The 23782-nt window shown below is 42.8% G+C and carries 27 protein-coding genes; 12 read left to right on the top strand and 15 right to left on the bottom strand.

The features are described from left to right. Window positions 1–650 precede the first annotated feature (650 nt). From A6D97_RS12950 to A6D97_RS12940, 3 genes are all read left to right on the top strand, one after another. Window positions 651–2021, top strand: a complete 1371-nt coding sequence (locus A6D97_RS12950) for an NCS2 family permease (protein ID WP_065584551.1) — start codon at window positions 651–653, stop codon at window positions 2019–2021. A 221-nt stretch (window positions 2022–2242) separates the two neighbouring features. Next, on the top strand, window positions 2243–2668 hold the full coding sequence (locus A6D97_RS12945) for a phosphate-starvation-inducible PsiE family protein (RefSeq protein WP_017062464.1): 426 nt from the start codon (window positions 2243–2245) through the stop codon (window positions 2666–2668). 310 nt (window positions 2669–2978) lie between these two features. Next, on the top strand, window positions 2979–3191 hold the full coding sequence (locus A6D97_RS12940; protein WP_004735656.1) for a cold-shock protein: 213 nt from the start codon (window positions 2979–2981) through the stop codon (window positions 3189–3191). A gap of 332 nt (window positions 3192–3523) precedes the next feature. On the opposite strand, the gene A6D97_RS12935 is transcribed toward A6D97_RS12940, so the two are convergent. Then, entirely contained in the window at window positions 3524–4390 is an 867-nt protein-coding gene (locus A6D97_RS12935; RefSeq protein WP_017059268.1) for a YicC/YloC family endoribonuclease, read from the bottom strand. Between the two features lie 248 nt (window positions 4391–4638). On the opposite strand from A6D97_RS12935, the gene rph reads away from it, so the two are divergent. Beyond that, window positions 4639–5355 carry a ribonuclease PH gene (gene rph, locus A6D97_RS12930; protein WP_009847983.1) on the top strand — a complete coding sequence of 239 codons (717 nt, stop codon included), beginning with the start codon at window positions 4639–4641 and terminating at the stop codon, window positions 5353–5355. Window positions 5356–5462: 107 nt separating this feature from the next. Beyond that, window positions 5463–6104, top strand: a complete 642-nt coding sequence (pyrE, locus tag A6D97_RS12925; protein ID WP_017059267.1) for an orotate phosphoribosyltransferase — start codon at window positions 5463–5465, stop codon at window positions 6102–6104. 77 nt (window positions 6105–6181) lie between these two features. Here pyrE and lpxL read toward each other — a convergent pair whose 3' ends face one another. From lpxL to coaBC, 3 genes are all read right to left on the bottom strand, one after another. Continuing rightward, window positions 6182–7162 (bottom strand): LpxL/LpxP family Kdo(2)-lipid IV(A) lauroyl/palmitoleoyl acyltransferase, encoded by a 981-nt coding sequence (gene lpxL, locus A6D97_RS12920; protein ID WP_017063085.1) that lies wholly within the window; start codon window positions 7160–7162, stop codon window positions 6182–6184. 39 nt (window positions 7163–7201) lie between these two features. Continuing rightward, the gene (gene slmA, locus A6D97_RS12915; protein ID WP_065584550.1) at window positions 7202–7792 is read right to left on the bottom strand and encodes a nucleoid occlusion factor SlmA; all 591 of its coding nucleotides are present in this window, start codon (window positions 7790–7792) and stop codon (window positions 7202–7204) included. 139 nt (window positions 7793–7931) lie between these two features. Further along, window positions 7932–9173, bottom strand: coding sequence for a bifunctional phosphopantothenoylcysteine decarboxylase/phosphopantothenate--cysteine ligase CoaBC (gene coaBC / locus A6D97_RS12910; RefSeq protein WP_065584549.1), 1242 nt, complete (start codon window positions 9171–9173; stop codon window positions 7932–7934). Window positions 9174–9396: 223 nt separating this feature from the next. On the opposite strand from coaBC, the gene radC reads away from it, so the two are divergent. From radC to A6D97_RS12880, 6 genes are all read left to right on the top strand, one after another. After that, complete coding sequence (radC, locus tag A6D97_RS12905) at window positions 9397–10071, top strand: DNA repair protein RadC (protein WP_029236389.1); 675 nt, start codon at window positions 9397–9399, stop codon at window positions 10069–10071. A 291-nt stretch (window positions 10072–10362) separates the two neighbouring features. Continuing rightward, entirely contained in the window at window positions 10363–10599 is a 237-nt protein-coding gene (rpmB, locus tag A6D97_RS12900) for a 50S ribosomal protein L28 (RefSeq protein WP_004728407.1), read from the top strand. Between the two features lie 13 nt (window positions 10600–10612). Further along, window positions 10613–10780, top strand: a complete 168-nt coding sequence (rpmG, locus tag A6D97_RS12895) for a 50S ribosomal protein L33 (protein ID WP_002535344.1) — start codon at window positions 10613–10615, stop codon at window positions 10778–10780. A 204-nt stretch (window positions 10781–10984) separates the two neighbouring features. Next, window positions 10985–11509 carry a hypothetical protein gene (locus A6D97_RS12890; RefSeq protein WP_032546317.1) on the top strand — a complete coding sequence of 175 codons (525 nt, stop codon included), beginning with the start codon at window positions 10985–10987 and terminating at the stop codon, window positions 11507–11509. 2 nt (window positions 11510–11511) lie between these two features. Next, entirely contained in the window at window positions 11512–12321 is an 810-nt protein-coding gene (mutM, locus tag A6D97_RS12885) for a bifunctional DNA-formamidopyrimidine glycosylase/DNA-(apurinic or apyrimidinic site) lyase (protein ID WP_065584548.1), read from the top strand. Between the two features lie 68 nt (window positions 12322–12389). After that, window positions 12390–12941, top strand: coding sequence for a glycosyltransferase family 25 protein (locus A6D97_RS12880; RefSeq protein ID WP_240492701.1), 552 nt, complete (start codon window positions 12390–12392; stop codon window positions 12939–12941). 196 nt (window positions 12942–13137) lie between these two features. Here the strand turns inward: A6D97_RS12880 and A6D97_RS12875 are convergent, their stop codons facing one another. From A6D97_RS12875 to A6D97_RS12855, 5 genes are read right to left on the bottom strand one after another with little or no spacing between them, the layout of a single operon-like run. Then, entirely contained in the window at window positions 13138–14082 is a 945-nt protein-coding gene (locus tag A6D97_RS12875) for a glycosyl transferase family 90 (protein ID WP_065584547.1), read from the bottom strand. Beyond that, window positions 14079–14564 (bottom strand): pantetheine-phosphate adenylyltransferase, encoded by a 486-nt coding sequence (coaD, locus tag A6D97_RS12870; protein ID WP_065584557.1) that lies wholly within the window; start codon window positions 14562–14564, stop codon window positions 14079–14081. The genes A6D97_RS12875 and coaD overlap by 4 nt, the downstream gene beginning before the upstream one ends. A 2-nt stretch (window positions 14565–14566) precedes the next feature. Further along, window positions 14567–15355: a glycosyltransferase family 2 protein gene (locus A6D97_RS12865; RefSeq protein ID WP_065584546.1), complete on the bottom strand. Its 789-nt coding sequence runs from the start codon at window positions 15353–15355 to the stop codon at window positions 14567–14569. Then, window positions 15355–16119: a glycosyltransferase family 2 protein gene (locus tag A6D97_RS12860; RefSeq protein WP_065584545.1), complete on the bottom strand. Its 765-nt coding sequence runs from the start codon at window positions 16117–16119 to the stop codon at window positions 15355–15357. The genes A6D97_RS12865 and A6D97_RS12860 overlap by 1 nt, the downstream gene beginning before the upstream one ends. Window positions 16120–16129: 10 nt before the next feature. Beyond that, window positions 16130–17203, bottom strand: coding sequence for a glycosyltransferase family 9 protein (locus tag A6D97_RS12855; protein WP_065584556.1), 1074 nt, complete (start codon window positions 17201–17203; stop codon window positions 16130–16132). A gap of 97 nt (window positions 17204–17300) precedes the next feature. On the opposite strand from A6D97_RS12855, the gene A6D97_RS12850 reads away from it, so the two are divergent. After that, window positions 17301–17993, top strand: coding sequence for a 3-deoxy-D-manno-octulosonic acid kinase (locus A6D97_RS12850; RefSeq protein ID WP_065584544.1), 693 nt, complete (start codon window positions 17301–17303; stop codon window positions 17991–17993). Here A6D97_RS12850 and A6D97_RS12845 read toward each other — a convergent pair. The 6 genes from A6D97_RS12845 to lpxM are packed head-to-tail and all read right to left on the bottom strand — an operon-like array spanning window position 17990 to window position 23756. Next, window positions 17990–18385 carry an adenylyltransferase/cytidyltransferase family protein gene (locus A6D97_RS12845; RefSeq protein WP_065584543.1) on the bottom strand — a complete coding sequence of 132 codons (396 nt, stop codon included), beginning with the start codon at window positions 18383–18385 and terminating at the stop codon, window positions 17990–17992. The two genes, A6D97_RS12850 and A6D97_RS12845, sit on opposite strands and share 4 nt — an antisense overlap. Continuing rightward, complete coding sequence (locus tag A6D97_RS12840; RefSeq protein ID WP_170791826.1) at window positions 18378–19139, bottom strand: LicD family protein; 762 nt, start codon at window positions 19137–19139, stop codon at window positions 18378–18380. Before A6D97_RS12840 ends, A6D97_RS12845 begins: the two co-directional genes overlap by 8 nt. A gap of 41 nt (window positions 19140–19180) precedes the next feature. After that, window positions 19181–20446, bottom strand: a complete 1266-nt coding sequence (gene waaA, locus A6D97_RS12835) for a lipid IV(A) 3-deoxy-D-manno-octulosonic acid transferase (RefSeq protein ID WP_065584541.1) — start codon at window positions 20444–20446, stop codon at window positions 19181–19183. Beyond that, the gene (gene waaF / locus A6D97_RS12830; protein ID WP_065584540.1) at window positions 20440–21495 is read right to left on the bottom strand and encodes a lipopolysaccharide heptosyltransferase II; all 1056 of its coding nucleotides are present in this window, start codon (window positions 21493–21495) and stop codon (window positions 20440–20442) included. The genes waaA and waaF overlap by 7 nt, the downstream gene beginning before the upstream one ends. Next, the gene (locus tag A6D97_RS12825; protein WP_065584539.1) at window positions 21492–22727 is read right to left on the bottom strand and encodes an O-antigen ligase; all 1236 of its coding nucleotides are present in this window, start codon (window positions 22725–22727) and stop codon (window positions 21492–21494) included. Before A6D97_RS12825 ends, waaF begins: the two co-directional genes overlap by 4 nt. Window positions 22728–22748: 21 nt before the next feature. Beyond that, window positions 22749–23756 carry a lauroyl-Kdo(2)-lipid IV(A) myristoyltransferase gene (gene lpxM / locus A6D97_RS12820; RefSeq protein WP_065584538.1) on the bottom strand — a complete coding sequence of 336 codons (1008 nt, stop codon included), beginning with the start codon at window positions 23754–23756 and terminating at the stop codon, window positions 22749–22751. Between the last annotated feature and the right edge of the window lie 26 nt (window positions 23757–23782).

Genomic DNA, 23782 nt, shown 5'->3' with positions numbered 1-23782 from the left:
CGTCTATAAAGAGATAACGAGTAAAACTAATAGAAGCAACTGGTGAAAATTAGGTCAGAAAAATGGAGGCGAAGAGTAGCATATTTAGATGATTGAGAACAACTGGCTTGATCGTTATTTATTAGCGAATGATCTTCTCAAGGATCTTTGTATAAATGTAATGACTCGTCATCGGTACTTTTTTATGTGATCTGGACAAAATTTGTTGAAGTTTTAATCTCAATCCTTACAATCCGCGCAAACGATTAAATGCTGTATATATCTAGGGTCTGTTGACCTTTCGCGATGGAGTTTTGTTCGAGAAAAAATCGTTTTAGGCGCGGCAAGGAGTTTGTAACCTAGCATTCTAAGTAAAGACTCCTTAACAAAGCATAAAACGATTTTAGCCGAACCCTTCGGGCAGCGTTTGTTGGTGATTTCTACTGCGTTATCGACTTCTTATGTAGGCTAGCTACACATCAAAGTCTCTGCCTTGTAGAAAACCCCAACAACTCGCTGCAAAAATCATCTCGAAGGGCCAACAGACCCTACTAAACTAGATGTTTCTACTACCGAGCCTACCTTGGTGACTACAGTTTTTAGTGTAGAGACCTCTCTATTCTCACAGCATTTGAATCACCAAATTCTTAATTTATTGCAAAGGTTTTGTTGTGAGTACCGATTCCACCCTGAAAGCCCAGAACACCTCTGGCTCGCTTGATTCGATGTTTAAAATCACTGAAAGAAAAACCACGATTGGCACTGAGCTGTATGCGGGTTTCATTACTTTCTTGGCGATGAGTTACATTCTGGCGGTTAACCCAGCAATTTTGGGTGATATTCCAGGCATGGACAAAGGTGCCGTGTTTACTGCAACGGCTCTGTCTGCGGCAATCGCAACCCTAATTATGGGCATTTGGGGCAACTACCCTGTAATGCTAGCGCCGGGCATGAGTATGAACGGCTTTTTCAAAGGTCTGCTGTTAAGTGGATCTGTTGCCGTGCTTTGGAATGAAGCGCTGTTCGGTATCTTCCTATCTGGTATTTTGTACCTTGCGTTCTCATTGACCAATATTCGTAAATCGATGATTGAATCGATTCCTGAAGATTTGAAGTTGGCGATTACCGTGTCTCTCGGACTGTTCATTGCTTTCTTAGGTCTTAAGAATGCGGGCATTATCGTTTCTAACCCATTCGTACTGGTTGGCTTAGGCGATATTTCCGATCCAAAAGTGATCATCGCTTATGTGAGCATCTTCATCGCATTGGGTTGTATGGTTCGTGACATCAAGCTAGCAACGTTCATCTCGTTTGTTTCAGCTATCGTATTGACGATTCTTGCTGACGTCTTCATGGGCACTTCAAATGCACCAATCCCAGAGCAGTTCATTGCTATGCCACCAAGCATGGCTGGCAGCTTCGGCGCTATCTTCGATTTCTCTGCTTTCACGCCAGAGAAAATGTTCGACTTACTGTTCATCGTACTTATCTTCTTGATTGTCGATTTCTTTGATGGCTTGAGCACCATTGTCGGCGTTGGCCGTGATGCGGGTATCATCGATAAAAACGGCAAGGTGCCAAACGCGAAATCGGCTCTAGTAGCAGATGCGGGCGGTACTGTGATTGGTTCAATTCTTGGTACCACATCGATCACTGCTTTCTCTGAGTCTGGCATCGCTTCTTCTCAAGGTGCAAAAACGGGTTTGGCAGCAGTCATGGTGGCTGGTCTGTTCCTAATCTCGCTATTCCTATACCCAATCTTCTCTATCTTCTCGGCTGCAATGGTTGCACCGGCGATGGTAGTAGTCGGCATCTACATGGTAGGTCGTCTTGGTCAGATCAACTGGGAAAAGAAAGAGTCACGCATTGCAGCCTTCTTTACCATCATGTTCACAGTGCTAAGCTTCTCTCCAGCGAACGGTATGGCGATGGGCTTCATCAGCTACGCATTCACAATGGTTGTGGCAGGTAAGCGCAAAGAAGTACACCCGCTTATCTACGGACTGTGTGTGGTGTTCTTAACTTACCTGATTCTGCTTTAAGGCTAATTAGTCACTAAGAAGTCGCTAAGTAAAAGACAAACAGATGGCTCTGCAGTGAATGCGGGGCCATTTTTGTATTTGTTGCTTTTTACCGTTGCTTCTTAATGTTGGTTACCGATGAGTTGATGGCGTTAGCCTAAAGTCGGTGCTTTGACAGTACGCGACTTATATTGATGCATGCTATTGTAGAGACTGGATTAATTATTTTTTGAAGAGTGACTATGCCTTCTCACTTACCTAAATCTTTTAGTAAGCCGTTTTTAAAAGTATTCCACATTATGGAAGCGGTATTGCTGGTGGCGATCACGCTCGCGACCTTGTTTGCGATGGTCGAAGAGTTCATGCATGTCTTCGCTGAACGCCGAGTGCAATTGACCGACATTCTGCTGATGTTTATCTATTTAGAAGTGTTGGCGATGGTTCAGCAGTTTGTGATGAACGGTAAGATCCCAGTGCGATACCCAATCTATATCGCGATGATGGCGATTGCTCGTTACATCACTTTGGGCATGAAAGAACTCGATGCGGTATTGATCGTTTGGTTATCTTTAGCGGCATTTATCTTAGCAGCAGCAACTCTGTTGATTCGAGTCGGTCACCATTACTGGCCATATGTCGATCTCAGAACTAAGCAGCCGGACGAGTAAATTTTTTGAGATCAAAGTCTTACAAATCAAGCCCGGTGACCTAGCTGGGCTTGAATTCAAGCCAACCGAACAAAAAAACATCAATTATTTTCAAATAAAGCTTTACAACCCGACCCAGATCACCAAGAATGGCCTCGCTCTGTTTTCAGAGTTATTAAATGAAACATCAGTTGTAAAGTAAAACCCTTAGTATTGCTTCATTGTTATTCTCAGTGTTTCCCTTGGCTTCATAGATACATTAAATAATTCAAGCTTTCAGCGCATCGCACTTTTGGCGATTAATTTTTTATTTTTATATAAGGGACACATCATGTCTAACAAAACAAACGGCGTAGTAAAATGGTTTAACGAAGAGAAAGGTTTCGGTTTCCTAACTCAAGACAACGGCGGCGCTGACGTATTCGTACACTTCCGTGCAATCGCTTCTGAAGGTTTCAAGACTCTTAAAGAAGGCCAACAAGTGTCTTTCGAAGTAGAGCAAGGCCAAAAAGGTCTTCAAGCTGCAAACGTTGTAGCTCTATAAGATTTTAAGTCGGCGCAGGTTGCAACAGCAACTTGCGTCACTTTCTCTCTCAAATTTGTTTCCCCCCTCAGTTTTACCGCAACACTCTTCTCCATTAGCAATACCCTCTCTAAGTATTCAAAAATCCTGTTTTACGTCCGTTATCTCGTTCTAACTATCGTTGTATCTGTTCTTTGCTCTAACTCAACCTTCTACGTAACAACCAGTCACTTGCTCATCCTGATTACTATTACTGTATCCATAAAAAAAAGCCCCTAAAATTAGGAGCTCATTTTGATCTAATCAACACTGATTAAGCTGATTATTCTTTATCGTGTACAGCTTACAGACTGTTATTCAATGTTTTGGATCTGCTCACGCATCTGTTCGATAAGAACCTTAAGCTCTACGCCTGATGCTGTGATGTCTGTGCTGATAGACTTAGACGCTAGCGTGTTTGACTCACGGTTGAACTCTTGCATCATGAAGTCTAGCTTACGGCCACAAGCGCCACCTTTCTTCAGTACTGCATTTGCTTCTTTCACGTGAGAATCTAGACGGTCTAGCTCTTCTGCTACGTCTGACTTCTGCGCAAGTAGGATAAGCTCTTGCTCAACACGAGAACCTTCAAGTTCGATTTTCGCATCTTCAAATTTGGTGAGAAGACGCTCACGTTGCCACTCTAGGATCTCAGGCATGCGTGCACGAACTTTCACTACTTCTTCAGTGATTGCATCTAAGCGCTGTACGATTAGCGCCTTCATGTTCTCACCTTCACGAGCACGAGCATCAATGAACTCTGCGATAGCATCGTTGAATGCTTCAAGTAGGTCTTTGTTGATGGCATCCATGTCTTGCTCTGGCGTTTCCATCACACCAGGCCAATTCATGACTTGGAATGGGTTCAAACGGCTGTCTTCACCTGTCATCGTCATTACTTGGTTCGCAGCATTGATTACTTGCTGAGCCAAACCTTCGTTAATGCTTAGTTCGCCCTTTGCAGCAGGGTTTGCTTCAAAGCGTAGGTTACATTCAACCTTACCGCGTGCAAGACGCTTACGGAAACGCTCACGCAAGATTGGCTCTAAACCACGGAACTGTTCAGGCATACGGAAGTAAGTTTCTAGGTAGCGTTGGTTTACACTACGGATTTCCCATACTGCGCTGCCCCAATCGCCTTTTACTTCTTTGCGTGCGTACGCGGTCATACTATAAATCATCGAATTTTCCTGTCTTTTATCATTCTGAAAATAACGCGCACGCATAGTATCACGATATGGTGTACTCTCGAAGCCTGTCGCTTTTCACTGTAAATAGCCTTTCGTGATAAATAGCTTTGAACGGTAAATAGATTTGCACGATAAACTGCTATATAATCTTGCCCCAATCAAAACTGTCTCACCCCTTTCTTAGGTGATGCACTCTTTCGATAGTAAATCACTTCAGACTGTTAATAAGGTAGATACCAATGCGTCCAAATGACCGCGCTGTAGATCAAATTCGTCCAATTAAAATTACTCGTAACTACACAGCTTATGCTGAAGGTTCTGTATTAGTTGAGTTCGGCAACACTAAAGTTCTATGTAATGCGACGGTAGAAGAAAACGTACCGCGTTGGTTAAAGGGCCAAGGAAAGGGTTGGGTAACGGCTGAATACGGCATGCTGCCACGTGCAACGCACACTCGTAACCGTCGTGAAGCGGCGAGCGGCAAGCAAGGTGGTCGTACGATGGAAATCCAACGTCTGATCGCTCGTAGCCTACGTGCTGTTGTTGACCTGAAAGTAATGGGTGAAATTATGATCACTGTCGATTGTGATGTTATCCAAGCAGACGGCGGTACTCGTACTGCTTCTATCTCAGGTGCAAGCGTTGCAATGGCTGATGCTATCAACAGCCTACTAGCAAGCGGCAAACTGAAAAAGAACCCAATGAAAGGCCACGTAGCGGCAGTTTCAGTGGGCATCGTTGGTGCACAAGCACTGTGTGACCTTGAGTACGTTGAAGACTCAGCAGCCGATACCGACATGAACGTTGTAATGACGGAAGACGGTAAGATGATTGAGATTCAAGGTACCGCAGAAGGCGAACCGTTCAGCCACGAAGAGCTGATGCAGCTTTTAGCCCTGGCTAATAAGGGCATTGCCGATATCGTCGAAGCGCAGAAAGCTGCGTTGGCCGACTAGTCATTTTTAATAGCTCCCAATTTGGGGGCTATTTTTTTGTCTGTAAAACCTGAAAGGGTGGTACAGGGCGTAAGTTAAGTTTTATTGAGTAAACATAGAGGAAAAACATGAAAGCATATCAACGTGAATTTATTGAATTTGCACTAGAGAAAGAAGTACTTAAGTTTGGTGAGTTTACTTTAAAGTCTGGCCGCAAGAGCCCTTACTTCTTCAATGCTGGATTGTTTAATACAGGTCGTGACCTAGCGCGCTTAGGTCGCTTCTACGCAGCAGCATTGGCTGATTCTGGCATTGAGTTTGATGTACTATTTGGTCCTGCATACAAAGGTATCCCAATTGCAACGACGACAGCGGTTGCACTAGCGGATCACCACGATGTAGACACGCCCTACTGCTTCAACCGCAAAGAAGCGAAAAACCACGGTGAAGGTGGCAACCTTGTCGGTAGCGCGCTTGAAGGTCGCATCATGTTAGTGGACGACGTGATCACTGCAGGTACTGCGATTCGTGAGTCGATGGAAATCATCCAAGCAAATGGCGCTGATTTAGCGGGCGTGCTTGTTGCTATCGACCGTCAAGAGAAGGGCAAAGGCGAACTGTCTGCGATTCAAGAAGTTGAGCGTGACTTCGGTTGTGCGATTATCTCAATCGTTAGCCTGACTGACTTGGTGACTTTCCTTGAAGAGAAAGGCACAGACGCAGCACATCTAGAGTCAGTAAAAGCGTACCGCGCTCAATACGGCATCTAATACTACTCGTAATTAGACTATAGAATGCACAAGGGGCTGATGATTCATCAGCCCCTTTTCTTTTGGTTCAGTATTCATTATTTATAACGAATGCCGCGCTCCACTTCTGGGTCTTCCATGGTCTTAAAGCGCTTGTGCAGCCACATCCACTGTTCTGGTGCTCTTAAGATAATCTTCTCAAGGTAGCGGTTCATGTAGGCGGCAGCCGCTTTCTCATCTTTCTGTGGATAGTCATCTTCGATCGATTCATCGGCCATGATCTCATACTTGCCATCGGCATTTCTAAAACCAGAACCCGGAACAAGTGCGCATCGGCTCGTATAAGCCAGAATACTAGTGCCTGTTGTAGTACATGCATCTTCTACAGCGAAGAAAGGCACAAACACAGACTTGTTACGACCGTAATCATGATCCGGTAGGTAGAAAAGGATCTCACCCTGACGCAGGATTCGAATCATACGCTTCACGTCTTTACGGTGAATCAGGCGGTTGCCGTTTTGAGTACGACCACGGTATTGAATGAATTCATAAGCCGGATTGTTGTGCGGGCGATAAACACCTAAACCTGAAATACCGAGAACAGCCATTGCTCGCGCAGTGATCTCTAGGTTTAAGGCATGCACACAGCATAGAAGAACACCTTTACCGTTAGCTTTGTGCGTACGCAGTGTTTGGGTGTCTTTATCTACTAGGATGCGCTTGAAGCGCCACGTAGGCCAAAACCAGGTAATGCCGGTTTCGATGAGTGCCATACCTGTGTTCTTAAAGTTCTCACTGACCATTGCCGCGACTTCATCTGCTGGCTTGTCTGGGAAGGCGAGCTCCAAGTTACGTGTTGCTACCGCGACGCGCTTTTTACCATAGCGAGCACCCAAAGAGCCTAACGATCGGCCTAACAGCAGTAAGAGGCGATAAGGGAGAACGTTAACAATAAGCGCCAATAACCCAAAACCAAACCATACACCCCAATATTTAGGGTGAAGTAGAGCTAGAGTAAAAGGCGGCTTAGTAATCACGTGTTGTGCTGTGCCGTTTGCTGAAGAAGTTTTCGTCGTCATAACCATCACTTAAGATTTGATTGCCACTTAATTTGATTGCTACTTAATCTGAGCGCTTAGCAGTGCCCAATAAGCATCAAAGTTTTCTGTTGGTTGATATTTGAAGTCTGAGCGAACAAATCGATTCAAGCTGCCTTCAACTTGACCGAGCAGTTGAGCGGCTAAGATTGTCTCATCAACCGGGAATGATTTCCCTTCACGAAGCTTTCTTTCACGCAGGATCTGACGAAGTTGCGTCTCAATGCGTTCGAAAAGTTGGTTGATGCGATCACGCAGGCGTTCATTTTCAAACATTAGAGCATGACCAGATAAAATTCGAGTCAGGCCTGGGTTACGTTCTGAGAAAACTAAGATAAGTTGTAGTACTAGGCGTATGCGCTCTAGCGTGTCTTTCTCTTCATCCAGAATACGGTTGATTCGAGACATCAACGCTTCTTCAATGAACTCGATCAGGCCTTCAAACATGCGGGCTTTGCTTGGGAAGTGGCGGTATAACGCAGCTTCAGAAACACCCACTTGCTTGGCCAACTTTACCGTTGTGATACGAGAAGCACCTTCGGTCGATTCCAACATTTGTGCGAGAGCTTGTAGGATTTCTTCACGACGGTTTGATTTTCGAGTACCAGCCATCTATTTACTTCCTTTCCTAAAGATGAGGATTGAGTGAAGAAGGATTATAAACACCATTCAATTCTGTTTCCTAGTTTTGTGAGCCCTAGGTCAACAGAATCGAGAGGTGTCAGCAGATTATCAGAGCAAATTTGTGCGTTTATACATTAATAAGCTGTTGGATCTGATCGAGGATCTGGAAACCAAGTGTGTCTTTGCTCTCCAGTGGTAGAGATTTATCGCCGCCTTTCCAATAAAGGTGCAGCTCATTGCTACTGCTATTGAAGCCTTGGCCTTCAACTGAGACGTCGTTGGCGCAGATCATATCGAGGTTCTTTCTTTCCAGTTTACCGCGTGCGTACTTCTCAACATCTTGAGTTTCTGCTGCGAAGCCGACAGTAAATGGGCGACCTTCGGTCATTGAAGCGACAGAAGCGACAATATCTGGGTTTTTAACCATTTGAATGGTCATGTCGTCTTTACCGTCGACCTTTTTAAGCTTTTGGTCTGCGATGGTCTCAGGGCGATAATCGGCAACCGCGGCGCAGCTGATGAAAATATCGTGTTGAGAAGCGTTAGCAGTAACGGCATCAAACATCTGTTGTGCGCTGTCGACATCAATACGATTAACTTTATTTGGCGTTGCTAATGAAACAGGGCCGCTGATTAGAGTCACTGTTGCGCCTTGTTTCGCGGCTGCTTCAGCCAGTGCATAGCCCATCTTGCCCGAGCTGTGGTTGGTAATGTAACGCACCGGGTCAATCGCTTCACGAGTCGGGCCTGCAGTAATAAGCACAGAACGGCCAGCAAGTGGCTTAGGTTGGAAGAAGTCTTCACAGCGATGCACGAGCTGCATTGGCTCTAACATACGACCCATACCGACATCACCACACGCTTGCTCGCCAGCCGCTGGCCCCCAAACTTCACAACCACGACGTTTTAGTGTCGCAATGTTCTCTTGAGTCGCAGGGTGGCTGTACATCTGTTGGTTCATTGCCGGAGATACCGCAACTGGCGCATCGGTTGCTAAAACCAAAGTGGTCAGTAGGTCGTTACCCATGCCCGCTGTCATACGAGCAATCAGGTCTGCGGTTGCTGGCGCTAGTAATACCAAGTCAGCCCACTTTGCGAGCTCGATGTGCCCCATGGAAGCCTCAGCAGCAGGATCAAGCAAACTATCAGACACCGGCCTTCCAGAGACGGCTTGCATGGTGAGAGGAGTGATGAACTCCTTGGCTGCATTTGTCATCACGACTTGTACTTGCGCCCCACGCTCAATTAAGCGTCGAGTCAGTTCGGCACATTTATACGCAGCGATACCACCACTAATGCCAAGTAGGATTTTTTTCCCAGCTAGGCCTTGTAGGTCAGCGTTATCCAGTTGATTAACCAATGTTTGCATGATTCTGTTCCTTAATTTCTCTGGGACTTACGATATCAGAACAAAGGATTAGTGCCTAGAAGCAGAATTAGAACAGAGTTGACGCTCATCAAGTTGGTGTTATCAAACTTATCAATTACACGATTTTGTTAGTGTCTCGTTTCCTTTGATCTCTATCGAAGGATCTCTGATTACGATCTCATTAAGGTGATGGGTTGTGTTCATGACCAATGATTGTCTTTATATGCCAATAGATAAAATACCTGCCGAATCGATGCCGAGAGAAAAGTTGTTAAATAGAGGGCCTGATTCTTTGAGTGATGCTGAACTGCTCGCGATATTCCTGCGAACAGGGACACAAGGAATGAACGTGTTGGAACTCGCTGACAAGTTGATCAAAGACTTTGGCTCACTCCGTCATCTTTTTTCAGCAACACAGGAAGAGTTTTGTGCTCATAAAGGGATGGGGCAGGCCAAGTATGTTCAATTGCAGGCTGTATTAGAGATGACGCAGCGTTATCTAGCAGAGACTTTATCTCGTGGAGATGCGCTTACTAGCCCAAGTCATACTAAGCTTTATCTCTCGAGCATGTTGCGCGATCGCCAGCGAGAAGCCTTTTATATATTGTTCCTTGATAACCAAAATAGGGTAATAAAGGACGAGGTGATGTTTGAAGGAACCATCGATGCCGCATCGGTTTACCCGCGGGAAGTGGTTAAACGGTCACTTCATCACAATGCGGCGGCATTAATCTTAGCTCATAACCATCCTTCGGGTGTTGCGGAACCCAGCCAAGCGGATAGGCGGATTACACGCCGATTAACCGATGCATTAGCGCTGGTGGACATACGAATACTCGACCATTTTGTGGTTGGAGATGGCGAAGTTGTCTCTTTTGCAGAGCGTGGATGGATTTGAATCACATTTTAGGTTGTTAGTTGCGTTAAATCTGCTATTATTCCGGCCACATTTTTAGACCTAAAATCAGCTCTGATTACTCAAGCAAGCTGCGCTGCACAAAAAAAGATCACGAAATCCGTAAAAAGGATCTGTTCGGGTCTTGAGCAATGCGTGTCAAGTTAGTATAATGCGCGACCTTTGATAGCCTTGTATGGATTTTCCATAACGGTTTTTACCTTCTATTTTAATTGATAGAGAGGTTCGGCCACCAAGGTTGATATCGAGCTGAAACGATTGGAGAAGACATTCATGTCCCGAGTATGCCAAGTAACTGGTAAGCGTCCAGTAACGGGTAACAACCGTTCACACGCACGCAATGCTACTAAGCGCCGTTTTCTGCCGAACCTACAAACTCATCGTTTCTGGGTAGAGAGCGAAAAACGTTTTGTTAAACTACGTCTAACTGCTAAAGGCATGCGTATCATTGATAAGAAAGGCATCGATGCTGTTCTTGTTGATATCCGTGCACGTGGCGAAAACGTTTAAGAGGAATTAAGCAATGGCTAAAGGCATTCGTGAGAAAATTCGTCTAGTATCTTCTGCAGGTACTGGTCACTTCTACACAACTGATAAGAACAAGCGTAACATGCCAGGCAAATTTGAGATCAAAAAGTTTGATCCAGTAGTTCGCCAACACGTTATGTACAAAGAAGCTAAAATCAAGTAATTGATGCTTTTTTTGCTCTTCTTCAGTAGAAGAAAGAATTGAAAAACCCAGTTTAATCGCTGGGTTTTTTTATATCTAAAATTTGAGGAACTCAATTATTCTTGCTTGATATAGCCTCTGATAGATAGAAATCTGTACAACATAGAAAGTATTGCCACTTTCACGATATACTGAATGTTCAATAGGTTAGATGAGCAGAATCAGATGAGATATCGTGGACGCCGGTGGAACAACATACTCATGTTCAGTGTGATCGCTTTTATTGGCGTGTTAAACCTTCCAACATTGATCAAAGCGTACCTTATCGAGCCTGAACCGCAGGTTGATAGCCCTTATCCTTATCTCCTGAACCCAACAGCAAAGCTTCAAGCGTTACACTTTGCTAAGTGGTCTGTCATTCAACAAGATAATCAATGGGTTTACCAGTTCGAAGATACTGACTTTCCTCAAGCCACCAATGCACAAGAGCTGTCACAACGTTGGAAAGAGCTTGTGGGCACGGAAGTCGACTCACAGACCTACACAGACCTTACGCCTCGGTTAAATACACCACACACCATCGAAGTATGGTATCAAGACCAAGAAGAGCCCCAGCGTATTACCTATTATCAATTGCCTGAGTTCTGGTTGTTAAAAAACTGGAATGATCAGTGGTTGGCGGTGTCTATTGAAGAGAGCTACCTGTTTCCAAGCTTTAACGCTAACCACTCCTCTAAATCGGACGACTAACTATGCCTGAATTACCCGAAGTCGAAGTAAGCAGAATGGGGATCTCGCCTCATTTAGTCGGTGAGACCATTAAAACTCTTACTTTTCGCACGCCCAAGCTGCGTTGGGATATCCCACAAGAGTTAAAAGCATTAGAAGGGCAGGTGATTCGCTCTATCTCGCGCCGTGCAAAGTACCTATTGATTGAAACGGATACTGGCACTGCCATTGTTCACCTTGGTATGTCTGGCTCACTACGCGTATTAGATGCTGACTTCCCAGCAGCAAAGCACGATCACGTGGATCTTAAGCTCACTAATGGAAAAGTACTACGCTACAACGATCCACGTCGTTTTGGCGCTTGGCTGTGGTCTGCTCCCGACGAAACACACCCTGTGTTACTCGGTTCTGGCCCTGAACCACTAACCGATGACTTCAACGCTGACTACATTGCTGAGAAAGCAGAAAAGCGTAAAGTCGCAGTCAAGCAGTTCATCATGGACAACAAAGTAGTGGTCGGTGTCGGGAATATCTACGCTAACGAAGCCTTGTTCTCTGCAAAAATCCACCCGTTACGATCGGCAAACAAAGTGACCAAAGCCGAATGGATCTTGTTAACCGATGAGATTAAACAAGTACTCGCAACGGCTATCAAGCAAGGTGGTACTACGCTGAAAGATTTTTCTCAGGCTGATGGTAAACCAGGCTACTTCGCACAAGAGCTGCAAGTGTATGGTAAAGCAGGTGAAAAGTGTCCAAGCTGCGAAGCATTGATTCAAGAGCTAAAAATCGGACAGCGCAATACGTTTTATTGCGAAGAGTGCCAGAGGTAAGCCTATCAGTCTGTTTACTGCTACAATAAGTAGCTATGAAAGAGTGAGATGTTTAAGGTGTTGGATAAATGGATTGTGAGTCAGTTTTGAAAATTTTTGTTATTACAACAGGTAATGAAGAGAGAATTAACAACATACAAAATTACCTGAAAGGTATGGATTTTGAGTTTGTTTACTCGGACTCTTATGAAGAGCTTTTGAAGCTAGAGAAAGCTTATGAAGCTTACTCTCATCAGTTTAGACAAAAAGCGATCATGGCAGGTGAAATTGGTTGCTTTAAAACCCATTCCCAAGCATGGGAAAAAGTAGTTGAACATGGGAAGCCTGCGATTATTATCGAAGATAACATAGAGTTTATTGAAAGCGCTTCGAGGCTGCTAGAAGACGATGCCCTCAAGTATATTCGTGAGTGTGGATTAGTTAACTTTATAAACTTTAGTTATATTTTGGAACCGAGTAAGCCGTTTAAAATATCAGATATAAAAGAAAAGAAGCCGTTCCCTACAATATGCTACGGGGTGACACCATTACGATCTCGTGATTTGCTCAGTAGAATGAAGAAGACAGCTTATGCAGTGCCGATTGATAAATGGTTATCAATACCTAAAATGAGTGGTTGATATGGTTATATTAGCCCAATTGTCGTTGCAAGAAGACAAATCAATCTGACAAGCATTGCAAATAAACGTAAGGGTAAAAAGACGTTCAATCCTTTAAATATGGTTCAACGTGCTGTGAATAAAGTAAAGTATCGTTATTAGAGTAATTAAGTTACAATATATACATTAATCAAACGGTTTGAGACGGCCTAACTCATTAAGCCGTTTTATTGATTTTTACATGAGAGAAGTATTTATCAGCAACCATAAGTGAGATTATCTTCTCTCGCTTATCATCTCTAAACTGATCAACCCATTGATTAGCATTCTCTATAATCTTTTTTGCCTCTTCTGGGTGTGCTAAATAGTAGTCCATCTTCTCGTCGAGGTCTGAAAAATCATTTTTAACTTCAACGAAATGGGTACCACCTTGTAGTTTCCCTTCCATGAACCAAGTTTCAAATTTTAGTTTTGGCGTAAAACAAAGCGAGTTTGATGACATAATCCATTTCAGGTTTGTGGCTACATCCATACCTTCTAAGCTTAAAATAAACTTATAGTCTAGCTGCTCTCTAATTGTCATGGCTGAAGTGACATAATTAAGTTGTTCTGGATCTTTGTCTTTGGTATCTACTCTACCCACATTACACCGAGTGTTGTGAAAGTGGGTGGAAAGTAATAGTCTGCGATTTGGCCTAAACCCAGTACCTCGCCAAACGAGTAGATCTTTCTTTTCTTCGTACGGCTTATCATTCTCTATGAACAGGTAGTGTCTAATGGCATTTAGTTTCAATAGTACGGAATTAGTGTTATTTCCTTCAATTGGACGGCTTTTTAGAAAGCTAGGCTCTTCTGGTACATTAATCACATCGCCATTAACATATCTAAAATACGCTTGTTTCGGAAAGCATTTTATTACCTTTAAAAGATCGTAGTAATAAGCGCTTCCGCCAGTTTTCTTGAAATCTTTGACTCTTGTAGATTCTTTGTCGGAGATTTCATGTTGAGTATTTAGCTTGCAGTAGTAATCAGCTCTTTCTTTCAAGTAGCTTTCGTCATAGTGGTGTCGTTTGTCTAGTAAATTCCTGGCTGAAGTTCTAAGTAACAGTGATGGCAGCCAAGCTAATAAACCATTGGATAGGTAATACTTTATTTTTTTCATAACTCTTTGAGCTTGCTTTGTATGGCATCGTTCACGGGGGCAGGAACAAATGGTGAAACGTCACCATCATGTATTGCCACTTCTCTTACAATAGTCGATGAAAGGAATGCAAATTCCTCTGATGGCGTGAGAAAGACACTTTCGAGGCCAGGTAACAGCTTCCGATACATGCTTGTTAGTCCAAACTCATACTCGAAGTCCATAGTCGTTCGTAATCCTCGAATCAGAATATTAGCGTGCTGCTCTTTGGCAAAATCTACTAGCAACCCGTCGAATCCTACAACTGAAACATTGTTTAAGTGTTGACAGGATAGCTGCACCAAATTTACACGTTCCTCAAGAGTAAACATTGTTTTTTTCGAAGGGCTAGCTGCTACACCAATGATTACATGACTAAACATATTAGCCGTTCTCTTAATAAGGTCTAAGTGGCCATTAGTTAATGGATCAAAAGTTCCTGGATAAACAACCGTTTTACTCATCATTAGTTTTCCATAAATTGGTTTATACCATTGCTGCAGCGAGTCAACTTAAACTTTATAGTCTTATCAAGAATGGCATCATTCTCAGGTAAGGATCCACGGGAGTTTTCTGCATGGTAAAGGTGATAACCCACCCCCGAAAACTTAAGGTATAGACGAGAGTGACCTGAATTGAGCATGCGGTGAACGAACTCACTGTCTTCACGTCCCCACCCTACAAAATCTTGGTTGAAGCCGTTAACTGCGATAACATCTTGTCGCCAAAATGCCATATTGCAGCCGCGAGTCGCGTTGTCGTTATTGCGCTCATAAGAGAACCAGTTAGCTAGCCGCGAATTTGTGATGCAGTTCTTACGGTTCCGGATCCCCTTGCTAAATACAGAAGGAACTAATCCATTTTCCATGATTTCACGACTGCATGCTTCGTCAGTCAGCACTCGTCCACCTTGGACAAACCAACCTGGTTTCGCCACGCGTTTATGTGATTCGATAAAGGTTTGTGATAACACCATGTCGCCATCAATCATAATCAGGTAATCGCCAGATGCTTTAGCTATAGCACGGTTTCGGCTCATAGAGAGTTGAAAACCATGGTCTTCATGCCAACTGTGTATCAATGGAACCGGGAAACCATTACGCATTTGGTCAATTATTTCTTTGGTGTCTTCTCGAGAACCATCGTCTGCCACAATGACTTCATCAGGCAAAACGGTTTGGCGCGTTACACTCTTTAACACGGATTTTAAGGCTTCTTTCCAGTTATAAGTTGTAATGATTAATGTTGTTTTCATTATTTCTTTGCCTGTTCTCGTAGGTATAGATCGATATATTTTACGAATGTAGAGTGCATACATAGCCAAGCTAGAATAAAGCCATGCTTACCGTCTAAGAAACCACGTTTAATAATATACATCTTAATGAAGCTTGCAAAAGCGTGAGTTAGTGCTGTTGTTAGACTGGCACTCTTTCTACCTTCTCTCTCATCCGTCCAGGCTTTTAAGTAACCTGTCGTTTTATTGATGTAGTGGTGAAGGTGCTCGTAGGTATAGTGATGTAACCGCCCATCGAGTTTTTGTATCGCGTAGTTTTGATTCTCAACTTTCTCATGAACAAGAGAGTCATTATATTGAGTGTAATCTGTACGATAGAGGCGAACTATCCAATCTGGGGACCATCCTGAGTGATAGATGAATTTTCCGAATGCGGCACTTAATCGATTTACTTGAAACAGCGTATTGGGTTTATCTTCTGCCACTGCCTTTAAAATGCTCTGTTTTAATTCAGGGGTCACTTGTTCATCAGCATCCAACCATAAAACATAATCAGCCGTAACATATTGTTGAGCAAGTTGTCTTTGCTTCCCAAAGCCGGGCCACTCTAAATTGGTGTAGAACTTATCGGTGTATTGCCTTGCGATCTCTTCTGTGCGGTCGCTGCTACCAGAGTCGAGTAGGACGATTTCATCGACCCAACCTTTTACAGTATTAAGGCATGCCTCAAGATGCTTCTCTTCATTCTTTACAATTAAAGCAACGGCTAAAGTTGGTTTAGACAAGATTTCTTCCTTATTCGTGCGGTTTAAGGCATTGGTATTGTGGGTAAATATCAGTGACTATTTGGTCAAACATGCGAATGACCGTTTCACTTTTTATAAGCTGCATCGCTTGCTCATCTTTTGCTCGTGTGCGCCAGCTTAGATCTTGGCTCGTTTTACCCGTCTCTGCCAGTATTGCCTCTTCGTAAACCGACACTACATATTGCAGGTAGTGGTAAGGCCCAACGCGGCGTGGGTTATGGTGAGCGTATAAACCAATAACTGGTGTTTGCATCGCATTCGCCATATGGGTTGGGCCGGTATCGGGAGCAATGACAAGCTCTACTTTATCAATAATAGCAAGCATCTGCATGATAGAGCTTTTACCAACCAAGTTGCGGCAAGGTTCGGTTAGCTTTTCTTGAATTGCTTGTGTCAACTCGACTTCAACCTGCGCTGGGCTACCTGCCAGAATGACATTCCAGCCTTGATTGCGGGCATGGTTAACCACATCAACATAACCTTGTGCATGCCAGTTCTTATAGGCCTTACTTGCGCCTGGAACAAGGAGTAGGTTAGGTTTGTTGGTGTCGAGCTGTTGCTGTGCCCATGCGTTGTCTGACTCTTTATAGGACAGAGACCAATTCAGCGTTGTATCGTGAACACCAATGTGTTGAGCAAAGGCCATTAGTCCATCTGCGACATGCAGTGAAGAGGGCGAGCTCACTTTGGTATTGGTAAATAACGTCTGAAAATCTTGACTGCGATCGGCCGCAAACCCGAGTTTGTATTTTGCCTTGATACCCAGAGTGGCAAAGCTTGCACGAAGTGCATATTGCATATGAAGTAGCGCATCAAACTCTCGACCTTTGAGCTGTCGCCACAACGACTTGTACCCTTCAAGGCCCGCTTTTTTGTCAAAGGTGAGCACTTCCACGCCTTCAATTGCAGCGAGTAATTGAGCTTCTAACTTTCCGGTGATCCAAGTGATTTTGGTAGCAGGCCATTGCTTTTGAATTGCTTGAACAGTGGCGATGGTGTTGCACACGTCACCTATCGCAGAAAGTCGCAAAATACAGAGTGATTTAGGGGCAGATTCGAACAAAGGCATGAGGTGAGCTCTATCAAATTGATTAATAAGAATTATGCAGTTGGGCTAGGGGAATGTAAAATAAAACTAAGCAATTAGGTAGGTAGATAGGATGCAAACGCTTAACTTTGACAATCAAGTGATTTGGTTTGACGAATCATTAATTTCACCAGATCAGGCAAAGCATGCCTTTGAGGCTGAATATTGGCAGCAGCAAAATAAAATCATAGGGAGCGCCACCGGGCGTGGTACGACGTGGTTTGTTGAGTTAGACACTATTCAAGCAGCATTGCGCCATTACCGCCGTGGTGGCCTATTTGGCAAGCTTGTTGAAGACAGTTACCTATACTTTGGTGATGAGAAGACTCGCAGCTACCAAGAGTTCGAACTGCTTAAAGTACTTCAGACGTCGGGGGTTAACGTCCCTAAGCCGATCGCTGCTCGGGTGGTGAAAAGCGGAGTTACCTATAAAGCCGATCTTTTGAGTGAAAAAATCCCTAATGCACGAGATTTAGCCGATATATTACAAGAAAACCCATTGTCGAAAGAAATGTATCATAAGGTGGGTGCAGAAATTCGTAAAATGCATTCGGCTCAAGTCAACCATACGGACCTTAACATTCATAATATATTGATAGATGCCCACGATAAAGTTTGGATTATCGACTTTGATAAATGCTTCCAAAAGCAAGGTTGCGACTGGAAGCAAAGCAATTGGCAACGACTAAAAAGGTCTTTTGAGAAAGAGCAATCCAAGCGGAATATTCATTGGAAAGCCTCAAATTGGGAGTGGTTAGAGAGTTAAATGTTTTTAGTGATCTCTATAATTTTTGTTGTTGAAATAGAAGGGGTTCTTGGGAAGTAAATGACTTCACATATATCTTTTAGATCGTCAAACTTTCCTTTCCAGTCGTCCCCCATCGCTAATATGTCGGCTTTGAAAAACTCGATATATTCACGTTTTTTTTCTAATGAATGTTCGACAAAAACTTCATCTACGAATTTTAGAGATTGAATGATCTTTACTCTACTCTCTTGGTCATAGATAGGATTACGATTTTTCTTAGAGAAATTTAATGCGTCACTTGATACACCAACGATTAATGTATCTCCTAAAGTTGCGCACCTCTCTAAAATATTTATATGACCAATGTGGAATACATCAAATGTTCCGAAGGTAATTACTCGTTTAGGCATTGTGATCTTTATCCTTTAAGTTGAAACACACTTCAATCGGGTTATGGCAAATCCTGTCTTCTTCTTTAGGTAGTTGCATATAACTACCGTATTTATTTTTAAGGTAACTTTCAATATTTTTAGGACATGGGATGGTGATGTCTTCAAAAGGAAGGTGTTGAAGTGGATAAAGGTCATCGACATGTATTGCATCTTTGAATGGGGCATTTCCTAATATTCCAGTGTTCTTACCATTATGTAGCTTATGCGCATTATCAATATCTTTAAATTGAGAGTTTGACGACTTTAGTCCATAGCTAAGTTTGTAAAAAATTAATTTTATAAGCTTAGAGACGCTCTTCCTTTTCTCTGTAGTAAGCAGGCAGCGGCGAAATTTAAGAGCAACTCTATCTATGGTCGACTTTTGCGATGTCAGGTCCGTAGTGACTTCATCCCATGGGAAAATATCGATGAAGATACCATGGTTAATTTTAAAGTTACTCATACGACTCTCGACAAAAAGTGTATTATTATCCCTCACTTTACTGATATAAAGGGAGTATTCTTGTTCGGTATTGTAATTTTGAATAAAAAGATTTTTTGGAAGTTTATCTTGCATCGTTAGGAATTTTTCATAGTCCTCACGTGGCATACCAATATCTATATCATCATCCCATGGTATAAATCCACTGTGCCTAACCGCCCCCAATGCTGTACCGCCAATAGCAAAATAGGTTAGCTCTTCTCTTTCAAAAAGAGAGATAAGCTGTTTCATTATCTCAACCTGATGTAATTGAATCTTCCGTGTAATATTCATTATTTACCTATTATATATTTGATAGTATTGTCCACTGCACCACAATTCCTCTTTATAAAACAAAGAGCATTTTCTTTAGTTCTATCAGGATCAGATTTCCAATAATTGAGTATACTCTTTGCGATTTCTTTATCACTGTTAACGATAGATGTGATATTTTCATTCACTAGTGCATTGGTTATTTCTGTAAAGTTAAAATAGCTAGGCCCAATTAGCGAGGGAATCCCAGTCGCTGTCGGTTCAAGTAAATTATGCCCCCCGACTTTATCACCAACTAAGCTCCCCCCCATAAAACAAATATCGGAAGCACTCAGGAATTCAAGCATTTCACCCATGGTGTCACCTAAGTAAATGGACGTTTCCTGTACTGTTTTATTCTTGCACTCAGAATGCCGTGTGACATGGAAGTTTGCATTTTGTGCAAGTTGATAAACGGTTTCAAACCTTTCAGGATGTCGAGGAACAAGAATGAGTACCGCATTTTTTTCCAATTCTAGGATTTTTTTATGAGCGGATAGGACTATGTCATCCTCACCGTTATGAGTGCTTGCCGCGATCCAAACCGGTTTATTAACCCCAATCATCGCCCGCAATTGAGCCCCTTTTTCCTTAATATCATTATTAATATGGACATCAAACTTCAAGGATCCTGTAACAACTAGTTTTTCTGGATTGACACCTAATTTCTCGAATCGCTCTGCATCTTGGTTTGCCTGGCACAAGATAGTATTAATATTTGAACTGATCTGGGTAAATAATGGTCTTATTTTTAAATAATTTTTGTATGACTTTTCTGATAATCGAGCATTTACAACAGTAACTGGAATGTTGGACTTATTGACACAATAGAGAGTGTTAGGCCAGAGTTCCGTTTCAATTATTAGCATTTGGCTAGGTTGTATTACCTTTATAAAAGCATTGATTGCAAAGTCGAAATCAATAGGCATATAGCGATGTTCTACAAGGTTGCCTAGTTTTGCAATTTGTTCTGCGCCAGTACTTGTTGTAGTTGTCACTAAAATTGAGAGGGAGGGGCTTTGCGCTTTTAATGCTTTAATTAACGGGACAGCAGCTATGCTTTCCCCCACGGATACAGCATGAATCCAGATAGGCTTCTGACCTGACTCTAGTTTTGGGGTTACACCAAAGTGTTCTTTCCAACGCTTGCCGAATTTGGGCTTGTTAGGTTTATTTTTGTACAGACCAAATAGCAGCAGAGGGGCGGCAAGCGCCAATAATAGGGTATAAATAGCGCGAATTAACATGAGCTAACCGTAATCGCTTCTAGTTTTTGAATACTAGCTATTACTTGTTTTGGTGGGAGTTCACTCAAGCACTTGAGATGGTTAAATTGACACTCACGCTTAAAACAAGGTCGACAATCAATATCAGTGTGTACTATTTCGACTTTCTCAGCCAAAGGAGGGGTGTATTTGGGTGATGTGGATCCATAAACTGCGACTACATTACAACCAACAGCTGCAGCAACGTGCATTAAGCCAGAGTCGTTTGCAACTACGGTTTGACATGCTCCAAGTAAGTCAACGGCTTCAATCAAACTCGTCAGACCCGCTAATACTTGTATATTGTGGCGTAGATCCTCAGGTACCAATGCCTTAATATTATTGCAAGTTTCGAAATCTTTCTGTGAACCAAACAGCCAGACTTGTTTGTTTACTTTACTCATTGCTGTTGCAACTTCTGCGTAGTGCGTTTCAGGCCATTTTTTTGCTGGGCCAAATTCTGCTCCAGGGCAAAGACCGATGATACCGCCATCTAGATCTAGGTTGAACTTTTTAGCGGTTGCAAGTTGCTCTTTTTTTTCAATGGTTAACGCAGGTCGAGGTAAATGTTCGAGTCCGCCAAGTGAGCTAGAATCAAGCATGTTTTCTTTAGGGTGTGCTAACGCGACATAGCGTTCGACCATAAATTGAAACGACTTCTTATTTGGTCGTAGGTCGTTCAATAGTCCATAGCGCATTTCCCCTTTCCACCCTGTTCGCTTTGGAATATTAGCAAACCAAGGAATGAGCGCCGACTTTGCAGAGTTAGGGCAAATGAAAGCTTGGTCATATTGAGTTGTTCGTAGTGCCTTGCCCATAGCACGACGACCAAGGAAGTTGAACTCTCCATGGCCGATTGGCATATCAATTGCTCGGTTTACTTCTGGCATACGCTCCAAAATGGGTTTACACCAGTTTGGAGCGATAACATCTATAATTGCGCCTGGATATTGTTGTTTTAACGTTGTGTACAGTGATTGAGACATCACCATATCACCAACCCAAGATGGGCCAATTATGAGAATTTTCATTTTGACGTAGCCTCTGGTTGATGTTTTTGGGAATAAGCAGCACCGAGGAATATTGCTGTACCTATAGAATAAAAAAGAATACCTGAATGATGTGCTAGGTAGTGTTGCGTTAAACTAAAACCAATGACTGATGTTATGTGAACTATGCCCGCAAGCGCAAAAAAGTAGCTGTTGTCTTTAGATTTTGAGGATATAACTAGCTTCCACAAGAGGTAAAGCGGTACCCCAAAGAAGGCAAATATGGCCACTAATCCAATTAATCCTTTTGTTTGGAGCTCTTCAAAAAATTGGTTGTGAGCACGTTTGAATTTTAAAACACTTTTATCCACGAGGCCTTTTTCTATTTGCTCTTTTTTAGCTTTCCTTACCCCTTCGAAGCCTTGCCCTAATATAGGTTTGTCTATGGCGGAGTAGACTGCTGACTTCCACATCTCTAAACGATATCCGGAAGATGTTCTTGAGTCGTTGTTTTGATAATCCTGAAGATCTGAAAATATAGAGTTAATTCTAGGCCCAATAGTTGGATATGATAACGTTATTACCGTAATAGCTGAAAGTATAACGATCGCCTTGGAGCGGAAAGAAAAATAACTTCTGTAAGTATATAGCAAGGACATAAGGATGAAAGGGAGCAATACCAAAGCTCCGCGAGCACCTGAAAGTAGAGTGGCTGCTAACCCTAGCGTTATACTAACCGTAGATACAATAATTAACACACGGTCTTGTATATGTTTTGCATAGATGAGCGAGACAATAGAAAGCAGAGCAAGTGAGGAAGCTATTCCTCCCGCTTGAATGACCATATATCCATTTCTGAAAAATGCTCGACCTCCAACGGTTGCATAATGATATATCGCAAGAATTCCAGCTATGCTTGCCCCTATACAGACAGAGTAGAAGACAACCTTGATTGATGGTGGTGTCATACTCACAAATCGCATAATTATCGTTGCAAAAATGACACGTGTAGGCATATCTAGCTGGCCTAAATCACCACCATAAACGGCAAGAGATAGTGCCGTAACTAAAAAATAGCCAAGTAACGCACAAATCGCAGCGTTCACTTGTGGGCTAGTCTTATAGCGAATTGTCCATGGCAGTGAAAACAATGCAACTAATAACAGCGGAGTTGCGGCTAATTTGTAACTTGAACCAGTAACAAGCAAACATGAAAAAAATATCCCAGAAACAAGTGAACTGACGATATAACGATTATTGGTGGATATTGTCATCTCTAATATTATTCTTATTGGCTATGATTTAGTGGCATTATTTGAACTGACTTTCCAGTCACTCTTATAACGAGGTTTAAACAAGTTATAGAAGTTCTTACCATCTTTCTGGCTATAGAGAAGCTGTAGAATCCACATATATTGTTCAGGTTTAGATTTAACAAAGGTTTCAATCGCAACGTTCATGGAGCGAGCGTCGGCTTGATCTTCACTTTGCAACTCAAGAGCGGGGAGTACTTCCAATGAGTACTTACCAGTTTCAGGATCCATTGAGGCAAAGAGAGGAACAATTGTTGCACGTGATAGCTTAGCAAGTTTACTTAGCCCGGGTAGAGTTGCTTTGGTTGTTGCAAAAAAATCAACAAATTCGCTGAGTTCTGCACCATGGTCCTGATCGGGGAGGTAGTAGCCTAGGTACCCATCTTTTACGGATTTGATAAAAGGCTTTATTCCTCCTGAACGCTCATATACACGACCGCCATATTGAACTCTTTGGCGATGCATAAGCCAATCAGATACAGGATTTTTCTGTTTTTTTGCCATCGCTGAAACGGGAAGCCCCATCGAAGCAAGCATGACAGCGGGAATATCAATAGCCCACGAGTGTGGGACTAATAATATGACGTTTTCACCACTCTCAGTATGTTTGGTTAGGTTTTCCCTCCCAACGAAGTCACACTGGTTTTGCAACCAAGATTTTGATTTCAAGGTTAGCAAGCTAAAGCGTAATACAAATACACCTGCAGTATATAGCGTCTTATAGACTAGCTGTTCGCGTTCTTCAAAACTCAAGTTTGGAAAGCATAGCTCAAAGTTTACTCTTGCTCTATGGGCTGGGCCTTTTTCCGATTTCGATAACTTCAATGCGATAATACGTGCTAACCATTGATGAAAGCGTAATGGGAGCAAAGCTAGCGGTAGCGCAAGTAACACTGCGAGCCATGTCCCCCATAATTTAGGAGTCAAGAAAGACCACTGAAAGCTAGGGTTGTAAGCTTTTGGATCAAAGTCATTACGTTGATTTGTCATTCGAAATCACTAACCTTAAAATTTAC

Source organism: Vibrio sp. ZF57, assembly GCF_001691235.1.
Taxonomy (GTDB): domain Bacteria; phylum Pseudomonadota; class Gammaproteobacteria; order Enterobacterales; family Vibrionaceae; genus Vibrio; species Vibrio crassostreae_C.
This window is presented reverse-complemented; position numbering and strand designations above follow the sequence as displayed.

Bases quoted from the DNA above. Each gene is read 5' to 3' on its own strand.
- A6D97_RS12945 (WP_017062464.1), top strand. From the start codon at position 2,243: ATGCCTTCTCACTTACCTAAATCTTTTAGTAAGCCGTTTTTAAAAGTA.
- A6D97_RS12940 (WP_004735656.1), top strand. From the start codon at position 2,979: ATGTCTAACAAAACAAACGGCGTAGTAAAATGGTTTAACGAAGAGAAA.
- A6D97_RS12935 (WP_017059268.1), bottom strand. From the start codon at position 4,390: ATGATTTATAGTATGACCGCGTACGCACGCAAAGAAGTAAAAGGCGAT.
- rph (WP_009847983.1), top strand. From the start codon at position 4,639: ATGCGTCCAAATGACCGCGCTGTAGATCAAATTCGTCCAATTAAAATT.
- pyrE (WP_017059267.1), top strand. From the start codon at position 5,463: ATGAAAGCATATCAACGTGAATTTATTGAATTTGCACTAGAGAAAGAA.
- lpxL (WP_017063085.1), bottom strand. From the start codon at position 7,162: ATGACGACGAAAACTTCTTCAGCAAACGGCACAGCACAACACGTGATT.
- slmA (WP_065584550.1), bottom strand. From the start codon at position 7,792: ATGGCTGGTACTCGAAAATCAAACCGTCGTGAAGAAATCCTACAAGCT.
- coaBC (WP_065584549.1), bottom strand. From the start codon at position 9,173: ATGCAAACATTGGTTAATCAACTGGATAACGCTGACCTACAAGGCCTA.
- radC (WP_029236389.1), top strand. From the start codon at position 9,397: ATGCCAATAGATAAAATACCTGCCGAATCGATGCCGAGAGAAAAGTTG.
- rpmB (WP_004728407.1), top strand. From the start codon at position 10,363: ATGTCCCGAGTATGCCAAGTAACTGGTAAGCGTCCAGTAACGGGTAAC.
- rpmG (WP_002535344.1), top strand. From the start codon at position 10,613: ATGGCTAAAGGCATTCGTGAGAAAATTCGTCTAGTATCTTCTGCAGGT.
- A6D97_RS12890 (WP_032546317.1), top strand. From the start codon at position 10,985: ATGAGATATCGTGGACGCCGGTGGAACAACATACTCATGTTCAGTGTG.
- mutM (WP_065584548.1), top strand. From the start codon at position 11,512: ATGCCTGAATTACCCGAAGTCGAAGTAAGCAGAATGGGGATCTCGCCT.
- A6D97_RS12880 (WP_240492701.1), top strand. From the start codon at position 12,390: ATGGATTGTGAGTCAGTTTTGAAAATTTTTGTTATTACAACAGGTAAT.
- A6D97_RS12875 (WP_065584547.1), bottom strand. From the start codon at position 14,082: ATGAAAAAAATAAAGTATTACCTATCCAATGGTTTATTAGCTTGGCTG.
- coaD (WP_065584557.1), bottom strand. From the start codon at position 14,564: ATGAGTAAAACGGTTGTTTATCCAGGAACTTTTGATCCATTAACTAAT.
- A6D97_RS12865 (WP_065584546.1), bottom strand. From the start codon at position 15,355: ATGAAAACAACATTAATCATTACAACTTATAACTGGAAAGAAGCCTTA.
- A6D97_RS12850 (WP_065584544.1), top strand. From the start codon at position 17,301: ATGCAAACGCTTAACTTTGACAATCAAGTGATTTGGTTTGACGAATCA.
- A6D97_RS12845 (WP_065584543.1), bottom strand. From the start codon at position 18,385: ATGCCTAAACGAGTAATTACCTTCGGAACATTTGATGTATTCCACATT.
- A6D97_RS12840 (WP_170791826.1), bottom strand. From the start codon at position 19,139: ATGAAACAGCTTATCTCTCTTTTTGAAAGAGAAGAGCTAACCTATTTT.
- waaA (WP_065584541.1), bottom strand. From the start codon at position 20,446: ATGTTAATTCGCGCTATTTATACCCTATTATTGGCGCTTGCCGCCCCT.
- waaF (WP_065584540.1), bottom strand. From the start codon at position 21,495: ATGAAAATTCTCATAATTGGCCCATCTTGGGTTGGTGATATGGTGATG.
- A6D97_RS12825 (WP_065584539.1), bottom strand. From the start codon at position 22,727: ATGACAATATCCACCAATAATCGTTATATCGTCAGTTCACTTGTTTCT.
- lpxM (WP_065584538.1), bottom strand. From the start codon at position 23,756: ATGACAAATCAACGTAATGACTTTGATCCAAAAGCTTACAACCCTAGC.